Genomic DNA, 22,848 nt, shown 5'->3' with positions numbered 1-22,848 from the left:
GCAAACGGTATAAAATTACACGTTCCCGTCGGCCTTGCTCCGGTGCCTCAGGGGAGCGGGCGAAAGAGCCGCACCAGGGAGGGGGTCCACCCCCGCGCGCGCTCCCGGGCGACGTCCTCCGCCGTGAAGGGCACGCCTGAGAGGTAACCCACGATGCGGGCCACCGCGGCGTCGTCGAGGTAGGGGAGCGGCTCCATGGCGCCGGCGTAGGGGGTTCCGGGCAGCGGCCCCGACACCCCGAAGACGACGACCTGCGCCAGGTAGTCGGGGTGATCGCCCCATTCGGGGCGCCCCACGAGCGGCGGCGCGCGGTCGGGGTCTTCGTGGCAGGCGGCGCAGTGTTCCCGGTAGAGCGCCTCCCCGCCGGCGGCGGGGACGGGCGCAGCGGTGGCCGCGGGGCGGTCGCCGAGCCGGGCGGTCAGGTAGTCGAGCAGGCGCGCGCGCTCCTCCTTGGGAAGCGCGAGGCCGTAACCCTCCATGCGCGCGAGGACGGCCGACCACCCGGGTCGGTCGAGGCCGCGCGCCGCGAGCACCGTCGTGATTGCGTGGCAGCTCGTGCAGTGCCGGTAGACCAGCTCCGCACCGGGCGCCGGCGGCAGCGGCGCCCCCGCCGCCGCGAGCGACAGCAGCACCCCGAGCCGGGCCAGCGTCGCCGGGTTAAACCGCCTCATGCACGTAGGGCAGGCGCTCCGCGGCGATGACCGCGGTGGCCAGCGAGAGGAACTTCACCTCTTCGGGGTCGGCGCGGCTGGTGAGCACCATCGGCGCGCGCGCTCCCATGATCAGGCCGGCCCCGCGCACCCGCGCGAAGTAGATCAGGCTCTTGTAGAAGACGTTGCCCACGTCGATGTTGTCGACGATCAGGATGTCGGCCTTGCCGGCGACGGGGCTCTTGATGCCCTTGATGCGGGCCGCCTCCTCGCTGACGGCGTTGTCGAGCGCGAGGGGTCCGTCGATGACCGCTCCCTTGATCTGCCCGCGGTCGGCCATCTTGGCGATGATGGCGTCTTCGACGGCGGTGTCCATCTCGGGGTTGACCACCTCCACCGCGGCGAGGAGCGCCACCTTGGGCGGGTTCACGCCCAGCACGTGGGCCAGCGTGACCGCGTTCTCGACGATCTGGATCTTGGCCTTGAGGTCGGGGTTGATGTTCATGGCCCCGTCGGACATGAAGAAGAGGCGGTCGTAGCCCTTGGCCTCGTAGATGAGGACGTGGGAGAGGAGCCGGCCGGTGCGCAGGCCCCACTCGCGGTTGAGCGCGGCGCGCAGGAAGTCGGACGACTGCACCATCCCCTTCATGAGGATGTCGGCCTCGCCGCTGGAGACGGCCTGGGTGGCCAATTCCGCCGCCTCGGCGGGGTTCTTGGCGTGGCGGATCTCGAGGTTCTGGGTGCGGATGCCCAGCTCGCTGGCGATGCGGCGGATGCGCTCGGGGTTGCCGAAGAGGATGGGGTGCACCAGCCCTTCGATGCGCGCCTCGTTGACGGCCTCGATGACGTGGGCTTCTTCGGCGGCGGCGACGGCCACCTTCTTGGGGCCGCCCACTTGGGCGATCAGGCGGGCGAGCTCGAGCAGGCCCGTCATGTCCCGCAGGGGTTGGATTTCTTTAAAGTCCAGCGCTTCCATGGCGTACCTCGTCCATCCGCTTGGGATTTTCCTGGCCGGAGAGCGCGCGCCACGCCCCCGTGGCCAAAGCCTGCATCTCGAACTCGCCCGGGTGCACGTGCACCGGCGCGGCCCAGCTCAGGCGCGCTTCGATCTGCCGGACGACGTAGCCAAAGCGCGCCCCGGCCCCGGTGAGGAAGAAGGCTTGCGGACGTTCGCCCGCCGCCAGGCCCAACATGTATTTTACCACCTGGAGCGCGTAGGCGTCCGTGGTCAAACGTACCTGGGGCTCGTCGAGCCGCGCCTCGACCCGGCGCAGGTCGTCGGTGCCCAGGAGCCCTTTGAACCCCGACGCACGGCCGAAGAAGTTGCGGGCCGCCTGCCGCCCGTCGCGGGCGGTCTTTTCGATGACGCCGTAGACGGGAACGGTGCCCGCGCGGTTGGGGCTGAAAGGCCCCTCGCCCAAAAGGGCGTCGTTGGTGTCGACCATGCGCCCGCGGGCGAAGCGCACCACCGAGGTGCCGCCCCCCAGGTGCGCCCCCACGAGCGGGACCTCCTCGAACCGCGCCCCCAGTTCGGCGGCCACCTTGCGTGCGGTGTAGCGCAGGTTGAGGGCGTGCACCCGGCTGCGCCGGGGAACGCCCGGGGCCCCGCTGATGCGGTTCACCTCCTCCAGTTCGTCGACGGTGGGCGGGTCCACCACGAAGGCGGGCACGCCGTAGCGCCGGGCCAGCTCGAGCGCCAGCGGGGCGGCCAGGTTGGCGGGGTGGGCGCCGTGCGGGGCCTCCAGGCAGACGCGCACCATGGCTTCGTCCACCACGTAGACGCCGGCGGGCAGCGGGCCCAGGAGCCCTCCGCGAGCGGCCAAGGCGTCGAAGGGGGCCCAGGCCTGCGCCTGGGTAAGGACCTGCTCGCGCCGGCGTTCGAGGTCGGCCGCCAGGCTGGGGGCCGGCGCGTGGCGCACGACCTCCTCTTCCAGGAGCCGCGCTTCGGACGCGTCGACCTCCAGGAGGGCCAGTTTGGTGCTCGTCGAACCGGGGTTGATCGCGAATACCCTCACGACCCCAGGATACATGCGCGCCGACGCGCAGCCGCTTCCTCACGCGTACTTAATACGAGGAGACTAAGATTAGATGCGGAGGTGCATATAAGATGTCGATGAGAAAGTCGCTGATCGGTTTCGCGGGCATCGTCCTGGTGGCCGCCGTCGCGTTGTCCTGGAACCTCCCCGGCGCCCGCGCCACCGGGGAGGTCAAACCTTTCAACCAACCCGAGGCCTACCTGCAGAACGAGCGCAACACGATCGGAATCGTCGAAACCTACGGCGACGGCGTGGTCTTCGTCTCGGTGGCAACGGCGCCCAAGGTGGTGCGCCCGAACCTGCCGCCGGGCTTCGAGGACTTCGCCCCCTTCTTCGCGCCTTACGTGCAGCCGCCCCGTCAGGGTACGGGGTCGGGCTTCGTCCTCGACAAGGAGGGGTACATCCTGACGAACTACCACGTGGTCGAGGGCGCGGACGAGATTACCGTGAAGTTCCACGAGGATCCCACGGCCTACCCGGCCAAGCTGATCGGCTCGGCGCCGCCCTTGGACCTGGCGCTCCTCAAGGTCGACGTGCCCGACAAGGGCATGCTGCACCCCATCCCGCTGGGCGACTCGGACCGGCTGAAGGTGGGGCAGAAGGCGATCGCCATCGGCAACCCCTTCGGGCTCGAGTTCACCGTGACCGAGGGCATCATCTCCGCGATCCGCACCAACCCCGGCGCGGAGAGCTCGCTGATCCCGCGCCTGATCCAGACCGACGCCGCGATCAACCCCGGCAACTCCGGCGGGCCGCTGCTCGACTCGCGCGGGGAGGTCATCGGCATCAACGCCGCGATCATCAACCCCAACGGCGTGCCCCAGTTCGCGGGCATCGGCTTCGCCATTCCCATCAACCTGGCCAAGAAGTACCTGCCGGAGATGCGCGCGGGCAAGAAAGTCACCGCCGAGGAGGTCGTCAAGAACAACCCGCGCCTGGGCGTCACGGTGATGCCGGTGCAGTTCTATCCCGACCAGGTGCGCCAGCGCTACGACCTGCCCGATCACGGCCTCGTCGTGCAGAGCGTCGACAAGAACAGCCCGGCGGCCGAGGCGGGCCTCAAGGGGGCGACGGACTACATCTACCTGCAGCTGCCCAACGGCAAGACGCTCGAACTCGGGGTCGGCGGCGACGTGATCGTGGAGGCGAACGGCCGCCCCATCTACGACATCACCGACCTGCGCGCCGTCCTGTACGGGCTCAAGCCCGGCCAGAAGGTGAAGCTCAAGCTGGTGCGCGGCGGCAAGGAACGCGTCGTCGAGCTCGTACCCCGCGTCGTCAAGTAGCCGGAGCGGACGTACCGGAAACCCCCGCCGCGGCGGGGGTTTTCATACCGACCAGTACTCTTCGGGGCCGAGGAGCCCCACCGCTTCGGCGAACGCCGCGAGGCCGAGCCGGTCGGGCGGTTCCAGGTGGTAGCGGAAGTTCCAGAGGTAGTGCTGCAAAAGGGGCGCGGGGATCCCCAGCCGCGCGGACTCGGCCGCGGCCACCTCGCCCAGGCGCCCCAGGCCCTCGCGCCGTGCGTGGCGCAGCAGGGCCACCACTTCGGGCGGGGGCTGTTCGCCTGAGCGCGTGGCCCAGAGGGCGAAGACGAAGGGGAGCCGCGTCGCCCGGAACCAGCGCATGGCCAGATCCGTGACGTAGTACCCGCCGGGGCGCCGCGGAAGGTCGTGCACCGAGGCGGGGGTGTGCTCCAGGAGGCCCGCGTAAGCGGCGAGGGCGCGGTCGCCGATGAGCAGCACGCCGTCGTAGGTCGCTAAACCCTCCAGACCCACGGGGGCGGGCTCGAGCTCGGCCTCGACCCCGCTGCGCTCGAGCAGGTGGCCGAGCAGCCGCACGCTCGTGGCCGACTCCGAGGTGATGGCGATGCGGCGCAGCTCTTCCCAGGGCCGCTTGTGAAAGAGGTTGACCGAGTAGACCGCGCCCAGAACGGCCACCGAGAAGTCGGGAAGCGCCCGCAGGGCTCCGCGCGCCTCCAGGTAGAACTGGCTGGAGACCAGCGAGAGGTCGACCTCGCCCTCGGCCAGCCAGCGGTTGAGCTCGGTGGGGACGCCGAAGCGCAGCTCGACCCCTCGCGGGGCCTCGAGGAAGTGGACCAGGGGTGCGGTGTTCGCGTAGTGGGGGAGACCGATGCGGTAGGCCATGGCGTCAGGCGACGGCGTCGTAGACGCGGACGACGTTGTAAAGCGCGTCGCGCTCGACCGGCAGACGGCCGGCGCGGCGCACGATGCGCGCCAGCTCCTCCTTGGTCATGGCGCGGCCCGAGGTGGCGCCCGCGGCGTTGACGATGGACTCGGCGATCAGGGTGCCGTCGATGTCGGAGACGCCCCAGTCGAGCGAGACCTGCGCGAGCGGGGCGGTAAGCGTGGCCCAGTACCCCTTGATGTGGGGGAAGTTGTCCAGGTAGATGCGGGCGATCGCCAGGTTCCTGAGGTCGTCGAGGCCGGTGGTGAACTCGGTCTTGCCCAGGTTCTGGGCCAGGTTGTTGCCCAGCGGCTGGAAGGCCAGCGGGATGAAGCTCATGAAGCCTCCGGTTTCGTCCTGCAGCCGGCGCAGCCGGTCCATGTGGTCGAGGCGCTCTTCCAGGGTCTCGATGTGGCCGTAGAGCATGGTGGCGTTGGTGGGCAGCCCCAGCGCGTGCGCCGTGCGGTGCACTTCGAGCCAGCCCTCGGCGTTCACCTTGTTCTTCGCGATCTGGCGGCGCACCCGCTCGGCGAAGATCTCAGCCCCGCCCCCCGGCATGGCGTCGAGGCCCGCGGCCTTCAGCTCGCTCAGGACGGTGCGGTAGTCGGACCGGGCGATCTTGGCGAAGTGGTGGATCTCCGCGGCGGTCCAGGCCTTGACCTGGACCCCCGGGAAGTTTTCCTTGAGCGCGGCCACGAGTTCGAGGTAGTAGCCGAAGGGTTTCCTGGGGTGGTGGCCGCTCGCGATGTGGATCTCGGTCAGGCCCGGTTCGTAGCGCTCCTGCACCCAGGCCACCGACTCCTCCACGCTCCAGTCCCAGGCGCCCTCCTCGCCGAAGCGTTTGGCGAAGGCGCAGAAGGGGCAGCCCACGTAACAGATGTTGGTCTGCGAGAAGCGCAGCGAGTGCACGAAGTAGGTGCGGTCGCCGTGCTTCTTGCGGCGAACGTGGTCGGCGAGCCGCATCAGGGTGTTCAGGTCGCGGGTCTTGTACAGCGCCAGCCCTTCGTCGAAGCTCAGGCGCTCGCCGGCCGCGACCTTGGCGGCGATGGGCTCGAGCGCGGGGTCGAGAACCTTGCTCACGTCCCCCATCCTACCGCGCGGCGGCGGGGTAAAGCACTTCTCATGGCTTGGCGGTAGGATTGCATTATGTTGCAGCTTCAGCAAGGGGGTTGGATCCTCGTCTTCCTGCTCCTGCTCACCCTCTACGCCGCCTACGTCTTCTTCGAGCGCTACCTGGCGCTCCGCCGCGAGAAGATCGGCGGCGAACGGTTGATGCGCGAGGTCGACGCCTCGGTGCGGCGCGGCCAGATCGACGTGGCGCTCGAGGCCGCGCGCGCCCACGGCGGCACCCTCGGACGCTTCATGCTCGCGGGCCTGGCGCGGGTCCCCTTCGGGGTCACCGCGGTGGACGCCGCGCTCAAGGCGGCGCTCCTCGAGGAGGAGTCGCGGCTCGCGCGCGGCCTCGGTGTGCTCAGCGTGACCGCGCAGGTGGCGCCGCTTCTGGGCCTTTTGGGCACCGTGAGCGGCATGATCCGCGCCTTCAACGTGCTCGCCAGCCAGGGGCAGACGACGGCCAAGCTGCTTGCCGGCGGCATCGGCGAGGCGCTTTTCACCACCGCCGCCGGCCTGATCGTCGCCATCCCGGCGCTGATCGCCTACCACTACCTGGCCGGGCGCGTGGACGACATCCTCAGCGAGCTCGAGCAACGTCGGGAAGAGCTCTTGGGCATCCTGGCCGAGGTGAGGAATGGCGAACCGCAGGCGTAGGCGCGAGCCCAGCATCAACCTGGCGCCGCTGGTAGACATCGTCTTCCTGCTGGTGATCTTCTTCATGGTCAGCAGCACCTTCATCACCCCCGAGACCGGCCTGCCCATCGACCTGCCCCAGGCGACGAGCGGCGAGGCCCGCCCCGAGGGCGCGCCCACCGTCGTCGTCCAGGCCGACGGCCAGGCCTTCTGGAAGGGCGAGCCCGTGGACGACGCGGCGCTCTTGGCCTCGCTGCGCGCCGAGCTGGCCCAGGATCCGGTGGGCACGGTGATCCTGCGGGCCGACCGCAAGACCCCCCACGGCCGGGTGGTCCAGGTAATGGACGTCATCCGCCGCGCCGGGGCCAAGCGGGTGGCCGTGGCCGCGGTGCCCTAGCGGAGGCGCGATGACGGGCCGCGTGCGCCACCTCACCCCCGAACAGAAGCGCAAGCGCCGGGCCGCGCTGCTGGCCCTGACGGCGACGGCGTTCCTGACCCTCGTCTTCGTCCTTCTGGTGTGGACGCCGACGCCACCCCCGCCCGAGGCCACCGGGTACCTGCTCCTCGAGCTCGGCGAAGGCGCGCAAGTGGCCGGCGAAGAGGCGCCCCCCGCCACTCCGGAACCCGCCCCCGAGGCCCCACCGCTGGCCCAACCGCCGGTCGAAACCGAAACGCCCTCCGAGCCCAGCCCTCCGCCCGAGCCCCAGGCCGCCGCCCCCGAAGAGGCGCCGGCCCCCGAGCCCGAGACCGCCGCGCCGGAGACCCCGCCACCGGCCGAAACGGCCGTCCAGCCCCCTGCCGAAGAGGCGCCGCTGCCGCTGCCGCCGGCCGCGTCCCCCACCGAGCCGCCGGCTCCGGCGGAGGCCGTGGAGCCGGCATCGGCCTCCGCGGCGCCCGCCCCCGGCGAGGCCCCGGCCGAGCCCGCGCCCGCTCCCGAACCGGTGCCGGAGACCGCTCCGGAAGCGGCCGCAGCGCCCGCCGTGGCCACGGAGACCCCGCCCGCACCGGCGCCCGAAGCGGCGGCGCCCGGCCTCGAGCCCGTCCCCACAGAGCCCACCCCCGCGGCCGCACCGGAGACGGCCGTGCCCAGCGAGGTTCCCCCGGCCCCCGAAGCCGCCTCGGCCCCGCCGGCAGGCCCGGCGCCCGCGCCCGTGGCGTCGCCCGCCGCCCCCGTTGGGGCGCCTCCCGTTTCGACGGCGCCCGGCGCTCTTGCTCCCCCGCCACCGGCCCCCGCCCCTCCCGCCTTCGCGCCCGCGCCCCCGGCCCCCGCACTGCCGCTGGCGGGAGGCGAGCCCGCGCCGGCCCCCGTTCCCGCGACGAGCCCGCAACCGGGGCCCAAGCAGGGCGGCGCCATCGGACCCGGCGAGAAGCCCTACAAGCTCGAGCGCCTCCGGCCCATTCTGGTCGCCGTCGACAACAGCGCCGCCGCCTACCCCCAGTGGGGGCTCGACTGGGCGGTGCAGGTGCACGAGGTCCCCGTCGAGGGCGGGGTGACCCGCCTGCTCGTCCGCTACGAGGGCGGCGAGAAGGGCAAGCTGGGCCCGGTACGATCGGCGCGGCCGTACATCCTGCGCCTCGCCCAGGCGATGGGCGCGGTCCTGCTTCACGTGGGCGGCAGCCCCGAGGCGCTGGCGATGATCGAGCGGGAAAAGATGATCACCTTCGACGGCCTCTACGATCCGCTGTTTCGCCGCGACCCCCAGCGGCGCCCGCCCCACAACACCTACGTGGAGGGCGGGCAGGTGCGTCAGCAACTCGCCCGCCTCCGCCTCGAGCGCAAGCGCACGCTCAGCGGCAAGGCCTACCGGCCCCCCGAGGACGCCCCGGACGGGGAGCGGGTCGAGGTGCGCTACGCCCCCGACTACGTCAGCGCGTTTCGCTACGACGGCCAGGGGTACGTCTGGTACCGCAACGGCCGGATCGTGCGCGGCAGCGCGCCCTTCCGGGTCACGGCGGTGGCCGTGCTGCGCGTCGACGCGCGCGTGATCGACGACGTGGGCCGCCTCGCGCTCGACCTCTCCAAGGGGCACGGCGCGCTCTACCTCGACGGCAGGCGGGTGCCCGTCACCTGGAGGATCCAGGGCGGGCTCGTCATCGAAGACGCCTCCGGCCGCGCGCTCGACCTCACCCCCTACCGGACCTGGTTCCTCTGGGTGCCTCCCTGGGCGACGCTGCGCTAGTCGGCGCGGAAGCGTTACCATGAGGCATGGAGCTCCCGCGCAGCTTCGGCATCCTGCTGCACCCCACATCGTTCCCCGGACCCTACCCCATCGGCAACCTCGGCGACGAGGCCCGCTCCTTCCTGGACTGGCTCGCGGCTACCGGCGCCCGCTGGTGGCAGGTGCTGCCCCTGGGGCCGACCGGATTCGGCGACTCGCCCTACCAGGCGTTCTCGGCCTTCGCCGGCAACCCCTACCTGATCGACCCGCGGCGGCTCGTCGCGCGGGGTTGGCTCGAGGCCGCCGACCCCCCGGAGTCGCCGCCCGACCGGGTGGACTACGGCCTCGTCTACCGCTGGATCTGGCCTTTGCTGCGCCGCGCTTACGCCGGGTTCCGGGCCCGTGCAACGCGCGAGGACACGCACGCGCTCGCGGTCTTCGAGCGTGAGCACGCCGACTGGCTCGAGGACTACGCGCTCTTCATGGCGCTCAAGGGCGAGCATGGCGGCGCCCCCTGGTGGTCCTGGCCCGAGCCCCTGAAGCGCCGGGACCCCGGCGCACTGGCCGCGGCGCGCGAGCGCCTGGCCGAGGAGGCCGCCTTCCAACGCTGGACCCAGTGGGTCTTCTTTTCGCAGTGGCGTGCGCTCGCGAATGCCGCCCACGACCTGGGCCTCGGCATCGTCGGCGACATGCCCATCTTCGTGGCGCACGACTCGGCCGACGTTTGGGCCCATCCCGAACTCTTCCAACTCGACGAGGATCTCAACCCCGTTGCCGTGGCCGGGGTGCCGCCCGACTACTTCAGCCCCACCGGCCAGCTCTGGGGCAACCCGCTCTACGACTGGGACGCCCTCGAGCGCAGCGGCTTCGACTGGTGGCTGCGGCGCATTCGCCGGGCGCTCGAGACCGCCGACCTCGTTCGCATCGACCACTTCCGGGGCTTCGAGGCCTACTGGGCCGTACCGGCGGGCGCCCCCACGGCGGAACACGGCCGCTGGGAGAAGGCCCCCGGCGAGGCGTTCTTTCGCAAGGTCGAGGCGACCTTTGGTTCGGTTCCCATCCTCGCCGAAGACCTGGGGCTGATCACCCCCGAGGTGGAGGCCCTGCGCGACCGCTTCGGACTGCCGGGCATGAAGGTCTTGCAGTTCGCCTTCACCGGCGAGGACAACCCCTTCCTGCCCCACAACTACCCGGAGTCGGGCAACTGCGTGGTCTACACCGGGACCCACGACAACGACACCACCCGCGGCTGGTGCGAGCACGCCCCGGATGCGGAGCTCGACTTCATGCGCCGTTACCTGGAGGGACGGGGCATCGCCTGCCGCGGTTGCCAGGACGCTCCCTGGGCCCTGATCGAGCTGGCGCTGCAAAGCCGCTGCCGCATGGCCGTCTTTCCGCTGCAGGATCCGCTGGAACTGGGATCGGAGGCGCGGATGAACTTCCCCTCACGGCCCGAGGGGAACTGGGCCTGGCGCTACTCCACCCGGGACCTGACGCACGGGCTGGCCGAGCGGCTGAGGGGGTTGGCGGAACGCTACGCCCGCCTCAGACGCGGATGACCACCCGGGCGTCGGCCTCCATGAGGTGGATGGTGTCGATGAAGCGCACCACCCGGGTCTTGTGACCCATCGCGATCGTGTGGGTGCGGGCCCCGCCGCCGAAGAAGCGCACGCCCTCGAGGATGTCGCCGTCGGTGATGCCGGTGGCGGCGAAGACGATCTCGTCCCCCGGGGCGAGGTCGGCGGTCTTGTAGATCTTGTTTTCGTCGCCGCCCATCGCGTGCAGGCGTTCGCGCTGTTCGTCGTCTTCAGGCAGGAAGCGGGCCTGGATCTCGCCCCCCAGGCATTTGAGCGCGGCGGCGGCGAGCACGCCTTCGGGCGCGCCCCCCGAGCCCATGACCGCGTGCACGCCGGTGCCGCGGATGGCCGCGGCGAGCGCGGCGATCACGTCGCCGTCGCCGATCAGCTTGACGCGGGCGCCGGCCTCGCGAATCTCGCGGATCAGCCGCTCGTGACGCGGGCGGTCGAGGACGACGATGACCAGGTCCTCGACGTTGCGGTTCATCGAGAGTGCGATCGCCTTCAGATTGGCCCCCACCGGCCAGCTGAGGTCCACCTTGCCGGCGGCGGGGGGGCCGACGATCAGTTTGTCCATGTACATGTCGGGGGCGTGGAAGAGCCCGCCCTTTTCGCTGATGGCGATCACCGTGACCGAGTTGGGTAGGCCCTTGGCGGTGATGTTCGTGCCCTCGACCGGGTCCACCGCGATGTCCACCTCGACGCCGCCCTTGCCCAGCTGCTCGCCGATGTAGAGCATGGGGGCCTCGTCCATCTCGCCCTCGCCGATCACCACCGTGCCGCTGATCTCCATCTCGTTCAGCTGCTTGCGCATGGCTTCGGTGCCGGCTTCGTCCACGGCGTGCTTGTCGCCCTTACCCGAAAAACGACTGGCCGCCAAGGCGGCCTGTTCGGTGACGCGGACGACCTCGAGGACCAGCTTGTTCTCGATGCTCATGCCCTCAGCCTAACAAAGGTCCGCAAGGACCGGCGGGGTTTTCAGCCTTCGGAGCCTGGTTGGTGCCGTTCGCTCAGCACCCGGGCCAGGTCGGCCGGCCCGAGGCCGCGCTCGGCCAGGGTGAGCAGCAGGTGGAAGAGCAGGTCGCTGGCCTCCCAGGCAAGCTCGGCCGCGTCCGGGTTCTTGGCGGCGATGATCACCTCGCCCGCCTCCTCGCCGATCTTCTTGAGGATGCGGTCGAGGCCGGCGGCGTGCATCTTGGCGACGTAGGAGCCCTCGGGCATCGTTTCGAGGCGGTCCTGGATCGTGCGCCAGACCTGCTCGAGCACCCAGCCCAGGGGCGGGGTCGCCTCGGGGGTGACGGGGTTGTGGAAACAGCTGCGGGCCCCGGTGTGGCAGGCGGGGCCGTGGGGGCGCACCCGGTAGAGCACGGCGTCGCCGTCGCAGTCGAGCCGCATCTCCACCAGGTCCTGGACGTGGCCCGAGGTCTCGCCCTTCTTCCACAGCGCCTGGCGGCTGCGCGAGTAGAGGTGGGTCTGGCCGGTCTGCAGGGTGCGCTCGAGCGCCTCGCGGTTGGCCCACGCCAGCGTGAGCACCTCACCGGAGTCGGCGTCCTGAATAACGACGGGCACCAGCCCGCGTTCGTCGAACTTGACCGCGTCTAGGTTCATTCGATGTCCTCCCGCATGGGGATGCCGCGCCGGGCCAGGAAGCGCTTGAGATCGGGGATGGGGATCTCGCCGAAGTGGAAGACGCTCGCCGCCAGCGCGGCGTCGGCGGCGGCCTCTTCGAAGACCTCGGCGAAGTGCTCGGGCGCGCCCGCCCCGCCGGAGGCGATGACGGGGATGCGCACGGCCTCGGCCACCGCGCGGGTGAGGTCGAGGTCGTATCCGGCCTTGGTGCCGTCGGCGTCCATGCTGGTGAGCAGGATCTCGCCCGCGCCGAGCCGTTCGCCCTCGCGCGCCCAGGCCACCGCGTCCAGCCCCGTGGGCTTGCGTCCGCCGGCGACGTAGACCTCCCAGCGTCCGGGCCCGACGCGCTTGGCGTCGATGGCCAGCACCACCGCCTGCGAGCCGAAGTGGTCGGCCAGTTCGCGAATCAGCTCGGGCCGCGCCACCGCCGCCGAGTTCACGCTCACCTTATCGGCGCCCGCGAGCAGGAGCGCCCGCGCGTCCTCGAGGCTGCGCACCCCGCCGCCGACGGTGAAGGGGATGAAGACGCGCTCGGCCACCCGGCGCACCATCTCCAGCACCAGCGGCCGGTTCTCGTGGGTGGCGGTGATGTCGAGGAAGACGAGCTCGTCGGCGCCGCTTTCGTCGTAGGCCACGGCGGCCTCGACCGGGTCGCCGGCGTCGACCAGGTTGACGAATTTGACGCCCTTGACCACGCGGCCCTCGTGGACGTCGAGGCAGGGGACGATGCGACGCGCCAGCACGGAGGCGATTCTACCAGAGCCGGCGCACGCCCAGCGCGTCGAAGGCGGGGTCGGCGCTGATGACGGTCAGGTTCTCCAGCCGCGCCTGGGCGGCGAGGATGCGGTCGAAGGGGTCCCGGTGGTCGCCTACCATGCTGCCCGCAAGGAGCGCGTGCTCGGTGTAGATGGGCAGATCGAGCAACCCCATCTCGTTCATCAGCTCGCGGTAGTTGAGTAACAGACCTCCGGCTTCGGGTAGTTTGCCGATGCGGTGCTTCGTGGCGATCTCCCAGGCGGAGGCGCTGGAGGTGTATACCCGCGAACCGGAGAGGATGGCGGCGTGCGCTTTGGGGGAGAGCCGATTCGGCCGGGCGGCGGCAAAAAGCAGCGCGTGGGTGTCGAGCAGGTAGCCGGAGTTCAACGACCCTCCCATGCCTCGAGCTCTTCTTCGGGGAGGGGCTCGAAGAAGCTGTCGGGGATTTCCATGTCGATGAGGCCGAGTTTGCGCGTCTTCGCCGGTTCAATGGGGGAGAGGGTGGCCACGGGTTTGCCCCGCTTAGCGATAACGACCTCCTCCCCCCGCAGCGCCGCTTCCAGCAGCTCGGAGAGCTTGGCCTTGGCCTCGGCGACGTTAACGACCCGCTTCATGTCTGCAGTTTAACTTGGTCATGTTGACTTGGTCAAGTAGCTGAGAACCTCGACGTGGTGGGTGTAGGGGAAGAAGTCGTAGGGGCGCACGAACTCGAGGCGGTAGCCGCGTTCCGCAAGCCGGGCCACGTCGCGCGCCCAGGTGGCGGGGTCGCAGGCGACGTAGATGATCTTTTCCGGCTTTAGCTCCACCAGCGCCGCCAGCGTTTCCCGCGCCAGCCCCGAGCGCGGCGGGTCCACGGCCACCAGTTCGGCGGGGCCGAAGCGGGCGGCCTCGCGGGCGTCGGCGCGGGCGAAGCGGACGTTCGCGAGCCCCAGCCGCGCCGCGTCAGCGCGGCCCTTTTCGATGCTGCGCCGGTTCAGGTCGGTCACGGTCACCCGGGCGTAGCCCTGCGCCAGGAAGAAGCCCAGCACCCCCGAGCCGCCGTAGAGCTCGAGCGCGCTTTCTCCGGTGCCGGCCAGCTTCGCCGCCTCGGCGTAGAGCGCCGCCGCGGCCGGGGGGTTCACCTGGGCGAAGCTGACCACGTCCACCTGCACCTCGAGCTCGCCGTAGCGCTCGAGCAGCGTTTCCTTGCCCGCCAGAAAACGCGTCGGCCCGCGGAAGCGGCCGCGCGGGTCGGCCGCGCCCCACCAGACCCCGGCGATGCCGGCCTCCACCAGCCCTTCGGCGGCCTTGCGAAAATGGCGCGCCTTGCCGCCGACGAGGCCCACCTGCACCCCGCCGGTGAGCAGGCTGCCGCGCAGGGCCACCTCTTCCAGGCCCACCAGCGGCCAGGTGTTCAGAAGCCTCAGGGCTTTCCGCAGCGGCTCCGCCAGCAGCGGGTCGTCCTCCACCCGCACCAGCTCGTCCGATCCGGGAACCCGGTAGGCCAGCCCCCCGAGGGGGTGGAGCGCGAACTGGGCGGCGGTGCGGTAGCCCAGCGGGGCGGGGGAGGGGTGGATGGGCTGCACCTCGGTTTCCAGCCGCGCCACCCGCGCCAGCGATTCGCGCACGAAGCCTTCCTTGACGGGCAGCTGGGCCTCGTAGCCAAGCGGCAGGTCCGCGCCCGGCGGCAGGCCCGGGTCCTCGCGGTCGGGCGAGGGCTCGAGCACCTCCAGCAGCTCGCCCTCGAGGTGGTTTTTCTTGCGCTCCGCGCGCACCCGCACGCGCTCCCCGGGCAGGGCGCCGCGCACCAGCAGCACCCCTTCGGGGGTGCGGGCCAGGCCCAAACCACCGGGAACGAGTTTTTCGATGACGGCTTCCAGATCCATGACCTTGCAGTCTACGCGATTTGCGTTCAGGACGCGAACGCGTATAATCATACCGTGGTTTAAGGAGGTATGCACATGAAGAGAATTCTATGGTTGGCATCGCTCGTATTGGTCCTGGGCTCTTTGGGTATGGCGCAGAAGTTCCGCACCTTTCCCGAGATCAAGCAGAGCGGCAAGATCCTGATCGGCACCGAGGGGGCCTTCCCGCCGTTCAACTTCTTCGACGATCAGAACAACCTCAAGGGTTTCGACATCGACATCGGCAACGCCATCGCTGGTCAGCTGGGGCTCGGGCCCGAGTGGAAGGCCCACGCCTGGGACACCATGCTCATCGCCCTCAACCAGGGCCGCTTCGACTTCGTGATCGCTTCGCACACCATCACCGAGGAGCGCGCCAAGGCGGTGGACTTTACCAAGCCCTACTACTGCACCGGTAACGTGATCGTCTCCAAGCCGGGCGGTCCCCAGACGCCCGAGGAGCTTAAGGGCAAGGTCATCGGCGCCCAGCTGGGCACGACCTTCGAGGAGTTCGCCAAGCAGTTCGGGCCGAAGCAGCTCAAGACCTACCAGACCAACCCGGACGCGGTGCAGGACCTGATGCTCGGCCGCATCGATGCCTGGATCACCGACCAGTTCACGGCGATCGAGGCCATCCAATCGCGCGACCTCAACCTGCAGATCTCCGGCCTCCTGAACCGGGAAGAGATTGGCATGGCCGTGGCCAAGGGCAACAGCCTGTTGCTCGCCGCGCTCAACCAGGCGCTGGACGAGATCCAGGCCAACGGGGTCTATGAGCAGATCTCGATGAAGTGGTTCGGCAAGGACATCCGCTGTAAGTAAGCTATCGTCCCCGGCCCGGGGGCCAATGGCCCCCGGGCCCTTGCCGTGTTAGGAGGCGGGCATGAAGCTGCTCAAGGTGCTGGCATGGTTGGGCGTCGCGCTGGCCGCGATCGCCGTGGGTTACGTCGTCTTCTTCGCGGGTATCGAGGCTGCGCTTCGGTGGTACTTTCTGGCGGTGAACTTCACCGCGAGCAAGGTTCCCAACTTCGCCCACAATCTGCGGCTGGGGGCGGAAGTCACGATCAAGCTGACCGTGATCAGCTCGGTCACGGGCCTCTTCCTGGGGCTCTTTGCCGGCATCGCCCGCCTCTCGAAGAACCCGCTCTTTCGCTGGCCGGCGCAGTTCTATGTCTGGGTAATTCGGGGAACGCCGCTCCTCGTGCAGATTCTGTTCGCCTACAACGCGCTGCCCTTCCTGCTCGAACCGGCTTGGAAGTACCTCCAGCCCCTGGGCGCACCGCCGATCCAGGACGTGCTGACCCCTTACTGGGCCGCTTTCATCGCGCTGAGCGTCAACGTGGGGGCCTACAACGCCGAGGTTATCCGTGCGGGGATCCAGGCGATCGCGAAAGGGCAGTGGGAAGCAGCCATGTCTCTGGGCATGCGACCGTTTCAGGTGATGCGCTACATCATTGTGCCCCAGGCCATCAAGATCGTCGTTCCGCCTCTGGTCAACAACGTCATCGCGCTGCTCAAGGACAGCTCCTTGGCTTCGGTCATTACGTTGCTTGAACTTGTGCATCAGGGTCAGCGCATGATTTCGATCACCTTCCGCCCGGTGGAGGTCTACGTGGCGGTGGCGGCCATCTACCTCATATTGACAACGGTGCTCACCTTCTTCACCGACTGGCTGGAGCGCGAGATGGCGCGTCGCGGTGCTGAGACCTGAACACGCTGCAAGACCATACATTTTCCTTGACATTATGCTTACCTTCATGCAAAATGCGAGGGCATATTGCATTTTGGAGGGAGAAGCTTATGAGAAAACTGCTCGTTCTGTTGGCCGTCCTTTCTTTGGGTGTTCTGGGCTTGGCGCAGCAGTCGCGTCTTGACGTCGTCAAGCAGCGCGGCAAGTTGATCTGCGGCGTCAACGGTGGCGCTCCGGGCTTTGGCTTCATCGACGAGAAGACCGGCGACTACGTTGGCTTCGACGTCGATTTCTGCCGCGCCGTTGCGGCGGCCATCTTCGATGACCCCACCAAGGTTGATTTCGTGCCGCTGAATGCGAAAGTGCGGTTTAACGCGATCCAGACCGGTAAGGTGGACGTGGTTTTCCGGAATACCACCGTAACCACCAGCCGCGACAGCCAGCTGGGCGTGGACTTCCTTCCCGTCAACTTCTACGACGGTCAGGGCGTCATGGTCAAGAAGAGCCTGGGCGTGAAGTCGGTCTACGACCTGAAGGGTGCGACGGTCTGCACCAACGCCGGCACCACGACCGAAAAGAACTGGACCGACGTGGACCGTGCGCACAACCTGGGCACCAAGCTGTTGACTTTCGACGACTTCAGCAAGTCCATGGCCGGGCTCGAGTCGGGCCGCTGCGATGCGGTTACCACCGATAAATCCGGCTTGGTGGGGTGGAAGGCCAAGAGCAAGGATCCCGAGTCGCTTGTCATCCTCCCCGAAACCCTTTCCAAGGAGCCGCTCGCGGGCTTTACCTTCCAGAACGACAGCAAGTGGCGCGACGCGCTCACCTGGATCGTTTACGCCACCATGCAGGCCGAGGAGTTCGGCATCACCCAAGCCAACCTCGACCAGATGCTGAAGAGCAGCAACCCTGGCATTCGCCGCTTCCTGGGTGTCGAGAGCAAGCTGGGTGAAGGGCTTGGACTTACCAACGACTTTGCTGCGCGCGTAATTCGTCACGTGGGCAACTACGGGGAAATCTACGCCCGCCACCTCGGGCCCGACAGCCCGTTCTTCATCCCGCGCGAGGGTAGCTTGAACGCGCTCTACACCGACGGCGGCCTCATCTACTCGCCGCCCTTCCGGTAAACCACGAAAACCCGAGCGGCCCCTGCATGGGGCCGCTCACCACTTGCAAGCGTCGCACGCTGAGGAACTATGATCGAGGCCGTCCCCTTCTGGAAAGACGAACGCAAGCTCGCCATTCTTTTCCAAGCCCTGCTGTTGACCGTGGTCGTCGCGGTCCTGCTTTTCCTGGGTTATATGGCCAGCACCAACATGGCCGCCCGCAACCTCCAGTTTTCATTTGGGTTCCTGACTGAGCCCGCTGACTTCCAAATCTATGAAGGCTATACCGTGGCCAAGGAGCAGGGGCGCTGGATCTTGCGTCTTTACCACCCCTCCGATCAGGTTTGGCAGGCCATGGTCACGGGGTTTCTTAATACCCTAAGGGTATCCTTTCTGGGCATCGTGCTCACAACCGTGTTGGGTGTTTTGATCGGTATCGGCCGACTATCGAGCAACTGGCTCGTCAACCGGCTTTCGTTTGCCTATGTGGAACTTATCCGCAACACGCCCCTGCTCGTGCAGATGGTGTTTTGGTACTTGGCGGTGTTTTTGTTGCTTCCGCCGATACGCACGGCACCCCGCTTCCATGGCGTGATCGTCAGCAATAAAGGGGTGCTCATTCCTTGGCCCGTTCCTGATGCGGCGTGGGCCAGCTTCGCGCCTTATTTTTACGCCGGGTTGGCTTTGTGGGCCTTGTTATGGCTCGCGCGTTCGCTTTGGCGCCCCCCGCGTTGGCTGTATTGGTTGACGCCGGCGGCTGCGTGGGGTTTGGGCCTCTACCTGGTGGGTTCCATACCGCTTGAGCTCTCCGTTCCGCAGGTCCAAGGCTTCCGCGTTGAGGGGGGCATGCAGCTCTCTCCTGAGTTTAGTTCGGTGCTTTTGGCCCTCGTGCTTTATACGGCCTCGTACATTGCCGAGATCGTTCGCGGCGCCATACAATCGCTGCCGAAAGGGCAGTGGGAGGCGCCCGCAAGCCTGGGGCTTAGTTACGCACAAACTCTTAGGCTGATCATTCTTCCTCAAGCCATGCGTATCGTCATACCCCCCCTGGGCAACCAATACCTCAACCTCACCAAGAACTCGTCCCTGGCCATCGCGATCGCCTTCCCTGAAATCATGAGCGTCTACGAAACGACGGTCAATCAGGCCGGGCACAGCATTGAAGGCATCCTCATCGTCATGGCGGCCTACCTAAGCCTTTCGCTCTTCATCAGCGCGTTGATCAACTGGTACAACGTCAAGGTGGCCCTCGTGGGGGTGGCGCGATGAGGGCCCTGACTTGGTTAAAGGAAAACCTTTTTAACGGCTGGTTCAACTCGGCGTTAACGGTGGTTACCGCTTGGCTGCTGTTTGCCGTTGCCAAAGGCGTCTTCCTCTGGGTTTTCGAGGAAGCGCGTTGGTCCGTCGTCCCTGAAAACATGCGCCTGCTCATGGTCGGTTCCTATCCGCCGGATCAGGTGTGGCGCATATGGACGATTACTGCTGTGGTCCTTTTTGTTGCAGGCCTGCTGTATGCGCATTGTAACCGGGGGCGTGCGCCCTTATGGATGTGGATCGGGGCCGTTGCCGTTTTTGCGGTGAGTTTCCCGGTTCTGTTTCCGTTGACCCGCGTCTATCTCCTCATTACCGTTTTGTCCTTGCCCGTCGGTATTACCGTCGGCCATTACCTTTCAGCCAGGGTGGTGCATGCGGCGGCGGCCTTCGGTGCGCTCGTGATCCTTTTTTTGCTGTGGGGGAAAACCGATCGCTTGGGCGGATTTTCGTTCACTTTAATGTTGACCGTACTGGCCAGCGTTTTCGCTTTCCCGCTAGGGCTATTGCTGGCGTTGGGACGAACGGGCAAGTGGCCCGTCTTTCGGGCGCTGTCGATTCTTTACATTGAGCTGATTCGTGGCGTTCCACTGATCACCGTACTTTTTCTCTCCTACTACATGGTCCCCCTCTTCCTTCCGGCGAGCTGGGAGGTGCCGACGCTGTTTTCCATCGTGGTCGGTTTCAGCATGTTCGCGGCCGCCTACTTGGCGGAGTACGTTCGCGGTGGGATCCAGGGGGTACCCAAAGGGCAGTACGAGGCCGCTTGGGCGCTGGGTTTATCGGGGACTCAGTCGGCTCGCTACATTATTCTTCCGCAGGCGATCCGCTCGGTCATCCCTGCTCTGATCGGACAACTTATCGCCATTTTTAAAGACACCTCACTGGTTTACATCCTGGGGCTCTTCGATCTGCTTTTCATGGCGATTACCGTGGCAAGAAACCCGAAGTTCCTGGGCACCGAGAGGGAAGTGCTGTTGTTCATAGCACTCGTTTACTTCGTCGGGGCCGCCCTCATGTCCTACGCGAGCCGGAAGCTCGAACGCGCCATGGGCTTGGGGACGCGGTAAGCTGGAGGCACGCATGGAACCCATCATCCACATGGAGAACGTCAACAAATGGTTCGGCGCCCTGCACGTCCTGAAGGACATCAATCTGGACGTGCAAAAAGGCGAGGTGGTCGTCGTCATCGGCCCTTCGGGGTCGGGGAAGAGCACCTTGATCCGGACCATCAACCGTCTTGAGGAGATCCAGAAGGGCCGCATCGTGGTGGACGGAATCGAGCTCAACCGCGACGTGCGCAACATCGACGCGGTGCGCAAGGAAGTGGGCATGGTCTTCCAGAGCTTCAACCTCTTTCCCCACATGACCGTGCTCGAGAACATCACCCTCGCCCCGCGGATCGTGCGCAAGTGGCCGCGCGAAAAGGCCGAGCAGATCGCCATGGAGCTGCTCGAGCGGGTGGACATCGCCGACCAGGCGGAAAAGTACCCCGCCCAGCTTTCCGGCGGGCAGCAGCAGCGCGTCGCCATTGCCCGGGCCCTGGCCATGCAGCCCAAGATTATGCTCTTCGACGAGCCCACCAGCGCACTCGACCCCGAGATGGTGGGCGAGGTGCTCGACGCCATGAAGGAGCTGGCGAAGAGCGGCATGACCATGCTGGTGGTCACCCACGAGATGGGCTTCGCGCGCGAGGTGGCCGACCGGGTGATCTTCATGGACATGGGCGAGATCATCGAAGAGGGCGAACCCGACCAGGTCTTCTCCAGTCCGCAACACGAGCGGACCCAGGCCTTCCTGGCACGGATCTTGCATTAGTCTGGGGGCGTGAACCGCATCCGCCAGGTCTACCTTTGGCTTTTGGGCCTGAACTTCTTCGTCGTGCTCTTCGCGGCGGCGAGCGCGCTCTTGCTGCCCTCGCCGCGGGGCTGGCCGGACTGGATGCCGGCGGCGTGGTGGCTCAGCGCTGCCGTTTTGAGCGCCGGCGTGCTGGTCTACCGCCGGCAGCTGATGAGCCGTGGCGACGTCACGGAACGACGCGTGGCCGCGCTTTCGTTGGCGGCCCTGCCCATGGTCTGGGGCCTGTTCGCGGTGCTGGCGTTTTGGGCGGGGTACGGCGCCACCGGTACGGGGTTGGCGCTGGTGGCGCTAGCCCTTGCGGCGCTGGGGTTCGCGTTGCAACCAGGCGAATAGCCCCCTGCGCTTGGGCGCGAGCAACGCTTCGAGCTCGGGCAGGTGGGCCTGGGTGGTCTCGTATCCGAAGGCGTACAGCGCGTTCGCCTGGCTGTAGTCGAAGGTGTCCACCGGATGGTCGGGGACCAGCGAGAGCACGTAGTCGGCGCGTTCGAGCGCCAGCCGTTTGAGCCGACGGATCGAGGCCTCGCTGGCCATCAGCATCACCTCGAACGAGTTGTGGGGTTTGTGCAGACGCACGGGGTTGGACACGTCCACGCCCACCACCGGGCCGGGGCCCAGCTGCCGGGCGGCGGTGACCGGCACCTTTTCCACCACGTCGCCGTCGACGAGAAGCCGGCCGCCCCAGGGAACGGGCGGGAAGATGCCCGGGATGGCGCTCGAGGCCATGACCGCGTCCACCAGGGGCCCCTCGCGCAGCACCACCACCTCGCCGGTGTTCAGGTCGGCGGCGTTGATGGCCAGCGGGGGCACCAGCTCCTCGATCCTGGCGGTGCCGTAGAGCTCGAGCAGGCCTTCGCGGAGCCGCTCGGCGTCGGCGATCGCCGTATGGCGCAGCGCCTTGAACAGCCGGCCCTGGATCTTGGCCACCCGCAGCAGGCGGTTGCCGTTGGCCATGAAGAGGTCGGCGAGCTGGCGGTCGATCACATGGCTCATCAGCGGCTCGACCTCGAGCGGCAGGTCGAGCCCCAGGTTGGCCGCGGCGTAGGCCCCCGCCGAGCTGCCCGCCACGCCGGCGATCGGCAGGCCCGCCTCCCGGATCGCACGCAACGCGCCCAGGTGCGCGAACCCCCGCACCCCGCCGCCGCTGAGCGCGAGGATCAGCCCCGGTTGCGTCGTCGATCCGTCGAAAGCAGCCATAGCCCCAGGAGCAGAATGCCGAGCGGGAGCGCCCATTTGAGCGCCGCGAAGAAGAGGCCCAGCGCCAGCAGCGCCAGCGCCAGGATCCAGCCGAAGCTCACGAGCACCGCCCCCAGCGCCAGCGCCAGGACCAGGCCGATCAGGGTCAGGGCCACCGCCAGCAGCGGTCCCAGGATCGGCCACAGCAGCAGGAGCCCGAGGAGCAGCAGCGCCCAGCCAAGGTATTTCATGCCTTCATTCTACGCGCAGCGCCCTCTCACCGCCCCTTAAGCCCGTTTGTGTACGATGGAGCGCAATGGAAACGGCTCTTTCCCCCGAGGTGGAATACGCCCAGCAGGCGCGCCTTTCGGCCCAGGGTTTGCGCAAGCGGTACGGGCGGCGGGACGTGGTTCGGGGCGTGGACCTGGTTCTCGGGCGCGGGGAGATCGTCGCCCTCTTCGGCCCCAACGGGGCGGGCAAGACGACCACCTTCTACATGCTCGTCGGTTTCGTGCGCCCCAACGGCGGGCGGATCCTGCTGCGCGGAGAGGACGTGACCCGTCTGCCCATGCACAAGCGGGCGCGGCTGGGGTTGGGTTACCTGCCTCAGGAACCCTCGGCGTTCCGGCGCATGACCGTGCTCGAAAACCTGCTGGCCATCCTCGAGCACCAACCCCTCCCCAAGAAGGAGCGGCACGACACCGCGCTGGGGCTGCTCGAGGAGTTCCACATCGACCACCTCAAGGACAAGTACGCCTACACGCTCTCGGGGGGCGAGCGGCGGCGGCTCGAGATCGCCCGGGCCCTCACCACCAACCCCGACTTCATCCTCCTCGACGAGCCCTTCACCGGCGTCGACCCCAAGAACGTGGGCGACATCCAGACCCTGATCCAGGAACTGCGCGCCAAACGCGGCCTTGGGGTCTTCATCACCGACCACTCGGTGCGCGAAACGCTGGCCATCACCGATCGGGTCTACCTGATGTACGACGGCCAGGTCGTCTTCCACGGCAGCCCCGACGAGTTCGCACGCGACACGGGCGCCCGCAACTACTACCTGGGCGAGGACTTCGAGCTCTAGCCTC

Annotated in this window: 26 protein-coding genes; 13 read left to right on the top strand and 13 right to left on the bottom strand. The window is 68.0% G+C overall.

Features of this window, described 5'->3' with window-relative positions; genetic code table 11:
* Positions 1–47: 47 nt before the first annotated feature.
* From OCEPR_RS12300 to OCEPR_RS06615, 3 genes are read right to left on the bottom strand one after another with little or no spacing between them, the layout of a single operon-like run.
* Entirely contained in the window at positions 48–671 is a 624-nt protein-coding gene (locus OCEPR_RS12300) for a c-type cytochrome (protein WP_013457938.1), read from the bottom strand.
* Complete coding sequence (locus OCEPR_RS06620) at positions 658–1,626, bottom strand: bifunctional enoyl-CoA hydratase/phosphate acetyltransferase (protein WP_013457937.1); 969 nt, start codon at positions 1,624–1,626, stop codon at positions 658–660. Before OCEPR_RS06620 ends, OCEPR_RS12300 begins: the two co-directional genes overlap by 14 nt.
* Positions 1,607–2,665 (bottom strand): butyrate kinase, encoded by a 1,059-nt coding sequence (locus tag OCEPR_RS06615; protein WP_245544450.1) that lies wholly within the window; start codon positions 2,663–2,665, stop codon positions 1,607–1,609. The genes OCEPR_RS06620 and OCEPR_RS06615 overlap by 20 nt, the downstream gene beginning before the upstream one ends.
* Positions 2,666–2,757: 92 nt before the next feature.
* On the opposite strand from OCEPR_RS06615, the gene OCEPR_RS06610 reads away from it, so the two are divergent.
* A complete protein-coding gene (locus tag OCEPR_RS06610) occupies positions 2,758–3,972 on the top strand; it encodes a S1C family serine protease (protein ID WP_013457935.1) in 1,215 nt (404 codons plus the stop codon).
* Between the two features lie 42 nt (positions 3,973–4,014).
* On the opposite strand, the gene OCEPR_RS06605 is transcribed toward OCEPR_RS06610, so the two are convergent.
* Positions 4,015–4,830 carry a menaquinone biosynthetic enzyme MqnA/MqnD family protein gene (locus OCEPR_RS06605; protein ID WP_013457934.1) on the bottom strand — a complete coding sequence of 272 codons (816 nt, stop codon included), beginning with the start codon at positions 4,828–4,830 and terminating at the stop codon, positions 4,015–4,017.
* A gap of 4 nt (positions 4,831–4,834) precedes the next feature.
* Positions 4,835–5,959: an aminofutalosine synthase MqnE gene (gene mqnE, locus OCEPR_RS06600; RefSeq protein WP_013457933.1), complete on the bottom strand. Its 1,125-nt coding sequence runs from the start codon at positions 5,957–5,959 to the stop codon at positions 4,835–4,837.
* 57 nt (positions 5,960–6,016) lie between these two features.
* On the opposite strand from mqnE, the gene OCEPR_RS06595 reads away from it, so the two are divergent.
* From OCEPR_RS06595 to malQ, 4 genes are read left to right on the top strand one after another with little or no spacing between them, the layout of a single operon-like run.
* On the top strand, positions 6,017–6,637 hold the full coding sequence (locus tag OCEPR_RS06595; protein WP_013457932.1) for a MotA/TolQ/ExbB proton channel family protein: 621 nt from the start codon (positions 6,017–6,019) through the stop codon (positions 6,635–6,637).
* Positions 6,618–7,013 (top strand): ExbD/TolR family protein, encoded by a 396-nt coding sequence (locus tag OCEPR_RS06590; RefSeq protein ID WP_013457931.1) that lies wholly within the window; start codon positions 6,618–6,620, stop codon positions 7,011–7,013. The genes OCEPR_RS06595 and OCEPR_RS06590 overlap by 20 nt, the downstream gene beginning before the upstream one ends.
* A 10-nt stretch (positions 7,014–7,023) precedes the next feature.
* Positions 7,024–8,796 (top strand): DUF3048 domain-containing protein, encoded by a 1,773-nt coding sequence (locus tag OCEPR_RS12295; RefSeq protein WP_013457930.1) that lies wholly within the window; start codon positions 7,024–7,026, stop codon positions 8,794–8,796.
* A 26-nt stretch (positions 8,797–8,822) separates the two neighbouring features.
* Positions 8,823–10,334, top strand: a complete 1,512-nt coding sequence (gene malQ / locus OCEPR_RS06580; RefSeq protein WP_013457929.1) for a 4-alpha-glucanotransferase — start codon at positions 8,823–8,825, stop codon at positions 10,332–10,334.
* Here malQ and glpX read toward each other — a convergent pair.
* The 6 genes from glpX to OCEPR_RS06550 are packed head-to-tail and all read right to left on the bottom strand — an operon-like array spanning position 10,321 to position 14,602.
* Positions 10,321–11,289, bottom strand: coding sequence for a class II fructose-bisphosphatase (gene glpX / locus OCEPR_RS06575; RefSeq protein WP_013457928.1), 969 nt, complete (start codon positions 11,287–11,289; stop codon positions 10,321–10,323). The two genes, malQ and glpX, sit on opposite strands and share 14 nt — an antisense overlap.
* Positions 11,290–11,330: 41 nt before the next feature.
* Positions 11,331–11,960: a bifunctional phosphoribosyl-AMP cyclohydrolase/phosphoribosyl-ATP diphosphatase HisIE gene (gene hisIE, locus OCEPR_RS06570; RefSeq protein ID WP_013457927.1), complete on the bottom strand. Its 630-nt coding sequence runs from the start codon at positions 11,958–11,960 to the stop codon at positions 11,331–11,333.
* On the bottom strand, positions 11,957–12,724 hold the full coding sequence (gene hisF, locus OCEPR_RS06565) for an imidazole glycerol phosphate synthase subunit HisF (RefSeq protein WP_013457926.1): 768 nt from the start codon (positions 12,722–12,724) through the stop codon (positions 11,957–11,959). The genes hisIE and hisF overlap by 4 nt, the downstream gene beginning before the upstream one ends.
* 10 nt (positions 12,725–12,734) lie before the next feature.
* A complete protein-coding gene (locus OCEPR_RS06560) occupies positions 12,735–13,136 on the bottom strand; it encodes a type II toxin-antitoxin system VapC family toxin (protein ID WP_041554084.1) in 402 nt (133 codons plus the stop codon).
* The gene (locus tag OCEPR_RS06555) at positions 13,121–13,351 is read right to left on the bottom strand and encodes a type II toxin-antitoxin system Phd/YefM family antitoxin (protein WP_013457924.1); all 231 of its coding nucleotides are present in this window, start codon (positions 13,349–13,351) and stop codon (positions 13,121–13,123) included. Before OCEPR_RS06555 ends, OCEPR_RS06560 begins: the two co-directional genes overlap by 16 nt.
* A gap of 18 nt (positions 13,352–13,369) precedes the next feature.
* The gene (locus OCEPR_RS06550; RefSeq protein ID WP_041554082.1) at positions 13,370–14,602 is read right to left on the bottom strand and encodes a class I SAM-dependent RNA methyltransferase; all 1,233 of its coding nucleotides are present in this window, start codon (positions 14,600–14,602) and stop codon (positions 13,370–13,372) included.
* A gap of 75 nt (positions 14,603–14,677) precedes the next feature.
* Between OCEPR_RS06550 and OCEPR_RS06545 the strand changes: the two genes are divergently transcribed.
* The 7 genes from OCEPR_RS06545 (at position 14,678) to OCEPR_RS06515 (ending at position 20,923) form a co-directional block, all read left to right on the top strand.
* A complete protein-coding gene (locus tag OCEPR_RS06545; RefSeq protein WP_013457922.1) occupies positions 14,678–15,442 on the top strand; it encodes an ABC transporter substrate-binding protein in 765 nt (254 codons plus the stop codon).
* 61 nt (positions 15,443–15,503) lie between these two features.
* On the top strand, positions 15,504–16,331 hold the full coding sequence (locus OCEPR_RS06540) for an amino acid ABC transporter permease (protein WP_013457921.1): 828 nt from the start codon (positions 15,504–15,506) through the stop codon (positions 16,329–16,331).
* Positions 16,332–16,420: 89 nt separating this feature from the next.
* A complete protein-coding gene (locus tag OCEPR_RS06535; RefSeq protein ID WP_013457920.1) occupies positions 16,421–17,440 on the top strand; it encodes an amino acid ABC transporter substrate-binding protein in 1,020 nt (339 codons plus the stop codon).
* 69 nt (positions 17,441–17,509) lie between these two features.
* Positions 17,510–18,688 carry an amino acid ABC transporter permease gene (locus tag OCEPR_RS06530; RefSeq protein WP_013457919.1) on the top strand — a complete coding sequence of 393 codons (1,179 nt, stop codon included), beginning with the start codon at positions 17,510–17,512 and terminating at the stop codon, positions 18,686–18,688.
* Positions 18,685–19,800 carry an amino acid ABC transporter permease gene (locus tag OCEPR_RS06525; protein ID WP_013457918.1) on the top strand — a complete coding sequence of 372 codons (1,116 nt, stop codon included), beginning with the start codon at positions 18,685–18,687 and terminating at the stop codon, positions 19,798–19,800. The genes OCEPR_RS06530 and OCEPR_RS06525 overlap by 4 nt, the downstream gene beginning before the upstream one ends.
* Before the next feature lie 13 nt (positions 19,801–19,813).
* Positions 19,814–20,548 (top strand): amino acid ABC transporter ATP-binding protein, encoded by a 735-nt coding sequence (locus OCEPR_RS06520; RefSeq protein ID WP_013457917.1) that lies wholly within the window; start codon positions 19,814–19,816, stop codon positions 20,546–20,548.
* A gap of 9 nt (positions 20,549–20,557) precedes the next feature.
* Positions 20,558–20,923: a hypothetical protein gene (locus OCEPR_RS06515; RefSeq protein ID WP_013457916.1), complete on the top strand. Its 366-nt coding sequence runs from the start codon at positions 20,558–20,560 to the stop codon at positions 20,921–20,923.
* Here the strand turns inward: OCEPR_RS06515 and OCEPR_RS06510 are convergent.
* Positions 20,879–21,784: a patatin-like phospholipase family protein gene (locus tag OCEPR_RS06510; RefSeq protein ID WP_013457915.1), complete on the bottom strand. Its 906-nt coding sequence runs from the start codon at positions 21,782–21,784 to the stop codon at positions 20,879–20,881. The two genes, OCEPR_RS06515 and OCEPR_RS06510, sit on opposite strands and share 45 nt — an antisense overlap.
* Positions 21,745–22,014 (bottom strand): hypothetical protein, encoded by a 270-nt coding sequence (locus OCEPR_RS06505; RefSeq protein ID WP_013457914.1) that lies wholly within the window; start codon positions 22,012–22,014, stop codon positions 21,745–21,747. Before OCEPR_RS06505 ends, OCEPR_RS06510 begins: the two co-directional genes overlap by 40 nt.
* 65 nt (positions 22,015–22,079) lie before the next feature.
* Between OCEPR_RS06505 and lptB the strand changes: the two genes are divergently transcribed.
* Positions 22,080–22,844, top strand: a complete 765-nt coding sequence (gene lptB, locus OCEPR_RS06500) for an LPS export ABC transporter ATP-binding protein (RefSeq protein WP_013457913.1) — start codon at positions 22,080–22,082, stop codon at positions 22,842–22,844.
* The last annotated feature ends 4 nt before the right edge of the window (positions 22,845–22,848 follow it).

This window comes from Oceanithermus profundus DSM 14977 (assembly GCF_000183745.1).
Lineage (GTDB): Bacteria > Deinococcota > Deinococci > Deinococcales > Marinithermaceae > Oceanithermus > Oceanithermus profundus.
The sequence above is the reverse complement of the archived record's forward strand: the minus strand, read 5'-3'. Positions and strand labels throughout refer to the sequence as shown.

Bases quoted from the DNA above. Each gene is read 5' to 3' on its own strand.
- OCEPR_RS12300 (WP_013457938.1), bottom strand. From the start codon at position 671: ATGAGGCGGTTTAACCCGGCGACGCTGGCCCGGCTCGGGGTGCTGCTG.
- OCEPR_RS06620 (WP_013457937.1), bottom strand. From the start codon at position 1,626: ATGGAAGCGCTGGACTTTAAAGAAATCCAACCCCTGCGGGACATGACG.
- OCEPR_RS06610 (WP_013457935.1), top strand. From the start codon at position 2,758: ATGTCGATGAGAAAGTCGCTGATCGGTTTCGCGGGCATCGTCCTGGTG.
- OCEPR_RS06605 (WP_013457934.1), bottom strand. From the start codon at position 4,830: ATGGCCTACCGCATCGGTCTCCCCCACTACGCGAACACCGCACCCCTG.
- mqnE (WP_013457933.1), bottom strand. From the start codon at position 5,959: ATGGGGGACGTGAGCAAGGTTCTCGACCCCGCGCTCGAGCCCATCGCC.
- OCEPR_RS06595 (WP_013457932.1), top strand. From the start codon at position 6,017: ATGTTGCAGCTTCAGCAAGGGGGTTGGATCCTCGTCTTCCTGCTCCTG.
- OCEPR_RS06590 (WP_013457931.1), top strand. From the start codon at position 6,618: ATGGCGAACCGCAGGCGTAGGCGCGAGCCCAGCATCAACCTGGCGCCG.
- OCEPR_RS12295 (WP_013457930.1), top strand. From the start codon at position 7,024: ATGACGGGCCGCGTGCGCCACCTCACCCCCGAACAGAAGCGCAAGCGC.
- malQ (WP_013457929.1), top strand. From the start codon at position 8,823: ATGGAGCTCCCGCGCAGCTTCGGCATCCTGCTGCACCCCACATCGTTC.
- glpX (WP_013457928.1), bottom strand. From the start codon at position 11,289: ATGAGCATCGAGAACAAGCTGGTCCTCGAGGTCGTCCGCGTCACCGAA.
- hisIE (WP_013457927.1), bottom strand. From the start codon at position 11,960: ATGAACCTAGACGCGGTCAAGTTCGACGAACGCGGGCTGGTGCCCGTC.
- OCEPR_RS06560 (WP_041554084.1), bottom strand. From the start codon at position 13,136: ATGGGAGGGTCGTTGAACTCCGGCTACCTGCTCGACACCCACGCGCTG.
- OCEPR_RS06555 (WP_013457924.1), bottom strand. From the start codon at position 13,351: ATGAAGCGGGTCGTTAACGTCGCCGAGGCCAAGGCCAAGCTCTCCGAG.
- OCEPR_RS06550 (WP_041554082.1), bottom strand. From the start codon at position 14,602: ATGGATCTGGAAGCCGTCATCGAAAAACTCGTTCCCGGTGGTTTGGGC.
- OCEPR_RS06545 (WP_013457922.1), top strand. From the start codon at position 14,678: ATGAAGAGAATTCTATGGTTGGCATCGCTCGTATTGGTCCTGGGCTCT.
- OCEPR_RS06540 (WP_013457921.1), top strand. From the start codon at position 15,504: ATGAAGCTGCTCAAGGTGCTGGCATGGTTGGGCGTCGCGCTGGCCGCG.
- OCEPR_RS06535 (WP_013457920.1), top strand. From the start codon at position 16,421: ATGAGAAAACTGCTCGTTCTGTTGGCCGTCCTTTCTTTGGGTGTTCTG.
- OCEPR_RS06530 (WP_013457919.1), top strand. From the start codon at position 17,510: ATGATCGAGGCCGTCCCCTTCTGGAAAGACGAACGCAAGCTCGCCATT.
- OCEPR_RS06525 (WP_013457918.1), top strand. From the start codon at position 18,685: ATGAGGGCCCTGACTTGGTTAAAGGAAAACCTTTTTAACGGCTGGTTC.
- OCEPR_RS06520 (WP_013457917.1), top strand. From the start codon at position 19,814: ATGGAACCCATCATCCACATGGAGAACGTCAACAAATGGTTCGGCGCC.
- OCEPR_RS06510 (WP_013457915.1), bottom strand. From the start codon at position 21,784: ATGGCTGCTTTCGACGGATCGACGACGCAACCGGGGCTGATCCTCGCG.
- OCEPR_RS06505 (WP_013457914.1), bottom strand. From the start codon at position 22,014: ATGAAATACCTTGGCTGGGCGCTGCTGCTCCTCGGGCTCCTGCTGCTG.
- lptB (WP_013457913.1), top strand. From the start codon at position 22,080: ATGGAAACGGCTCTTTCCCCCGAGGTGGAATACGCCCAGCAGGCGCGC.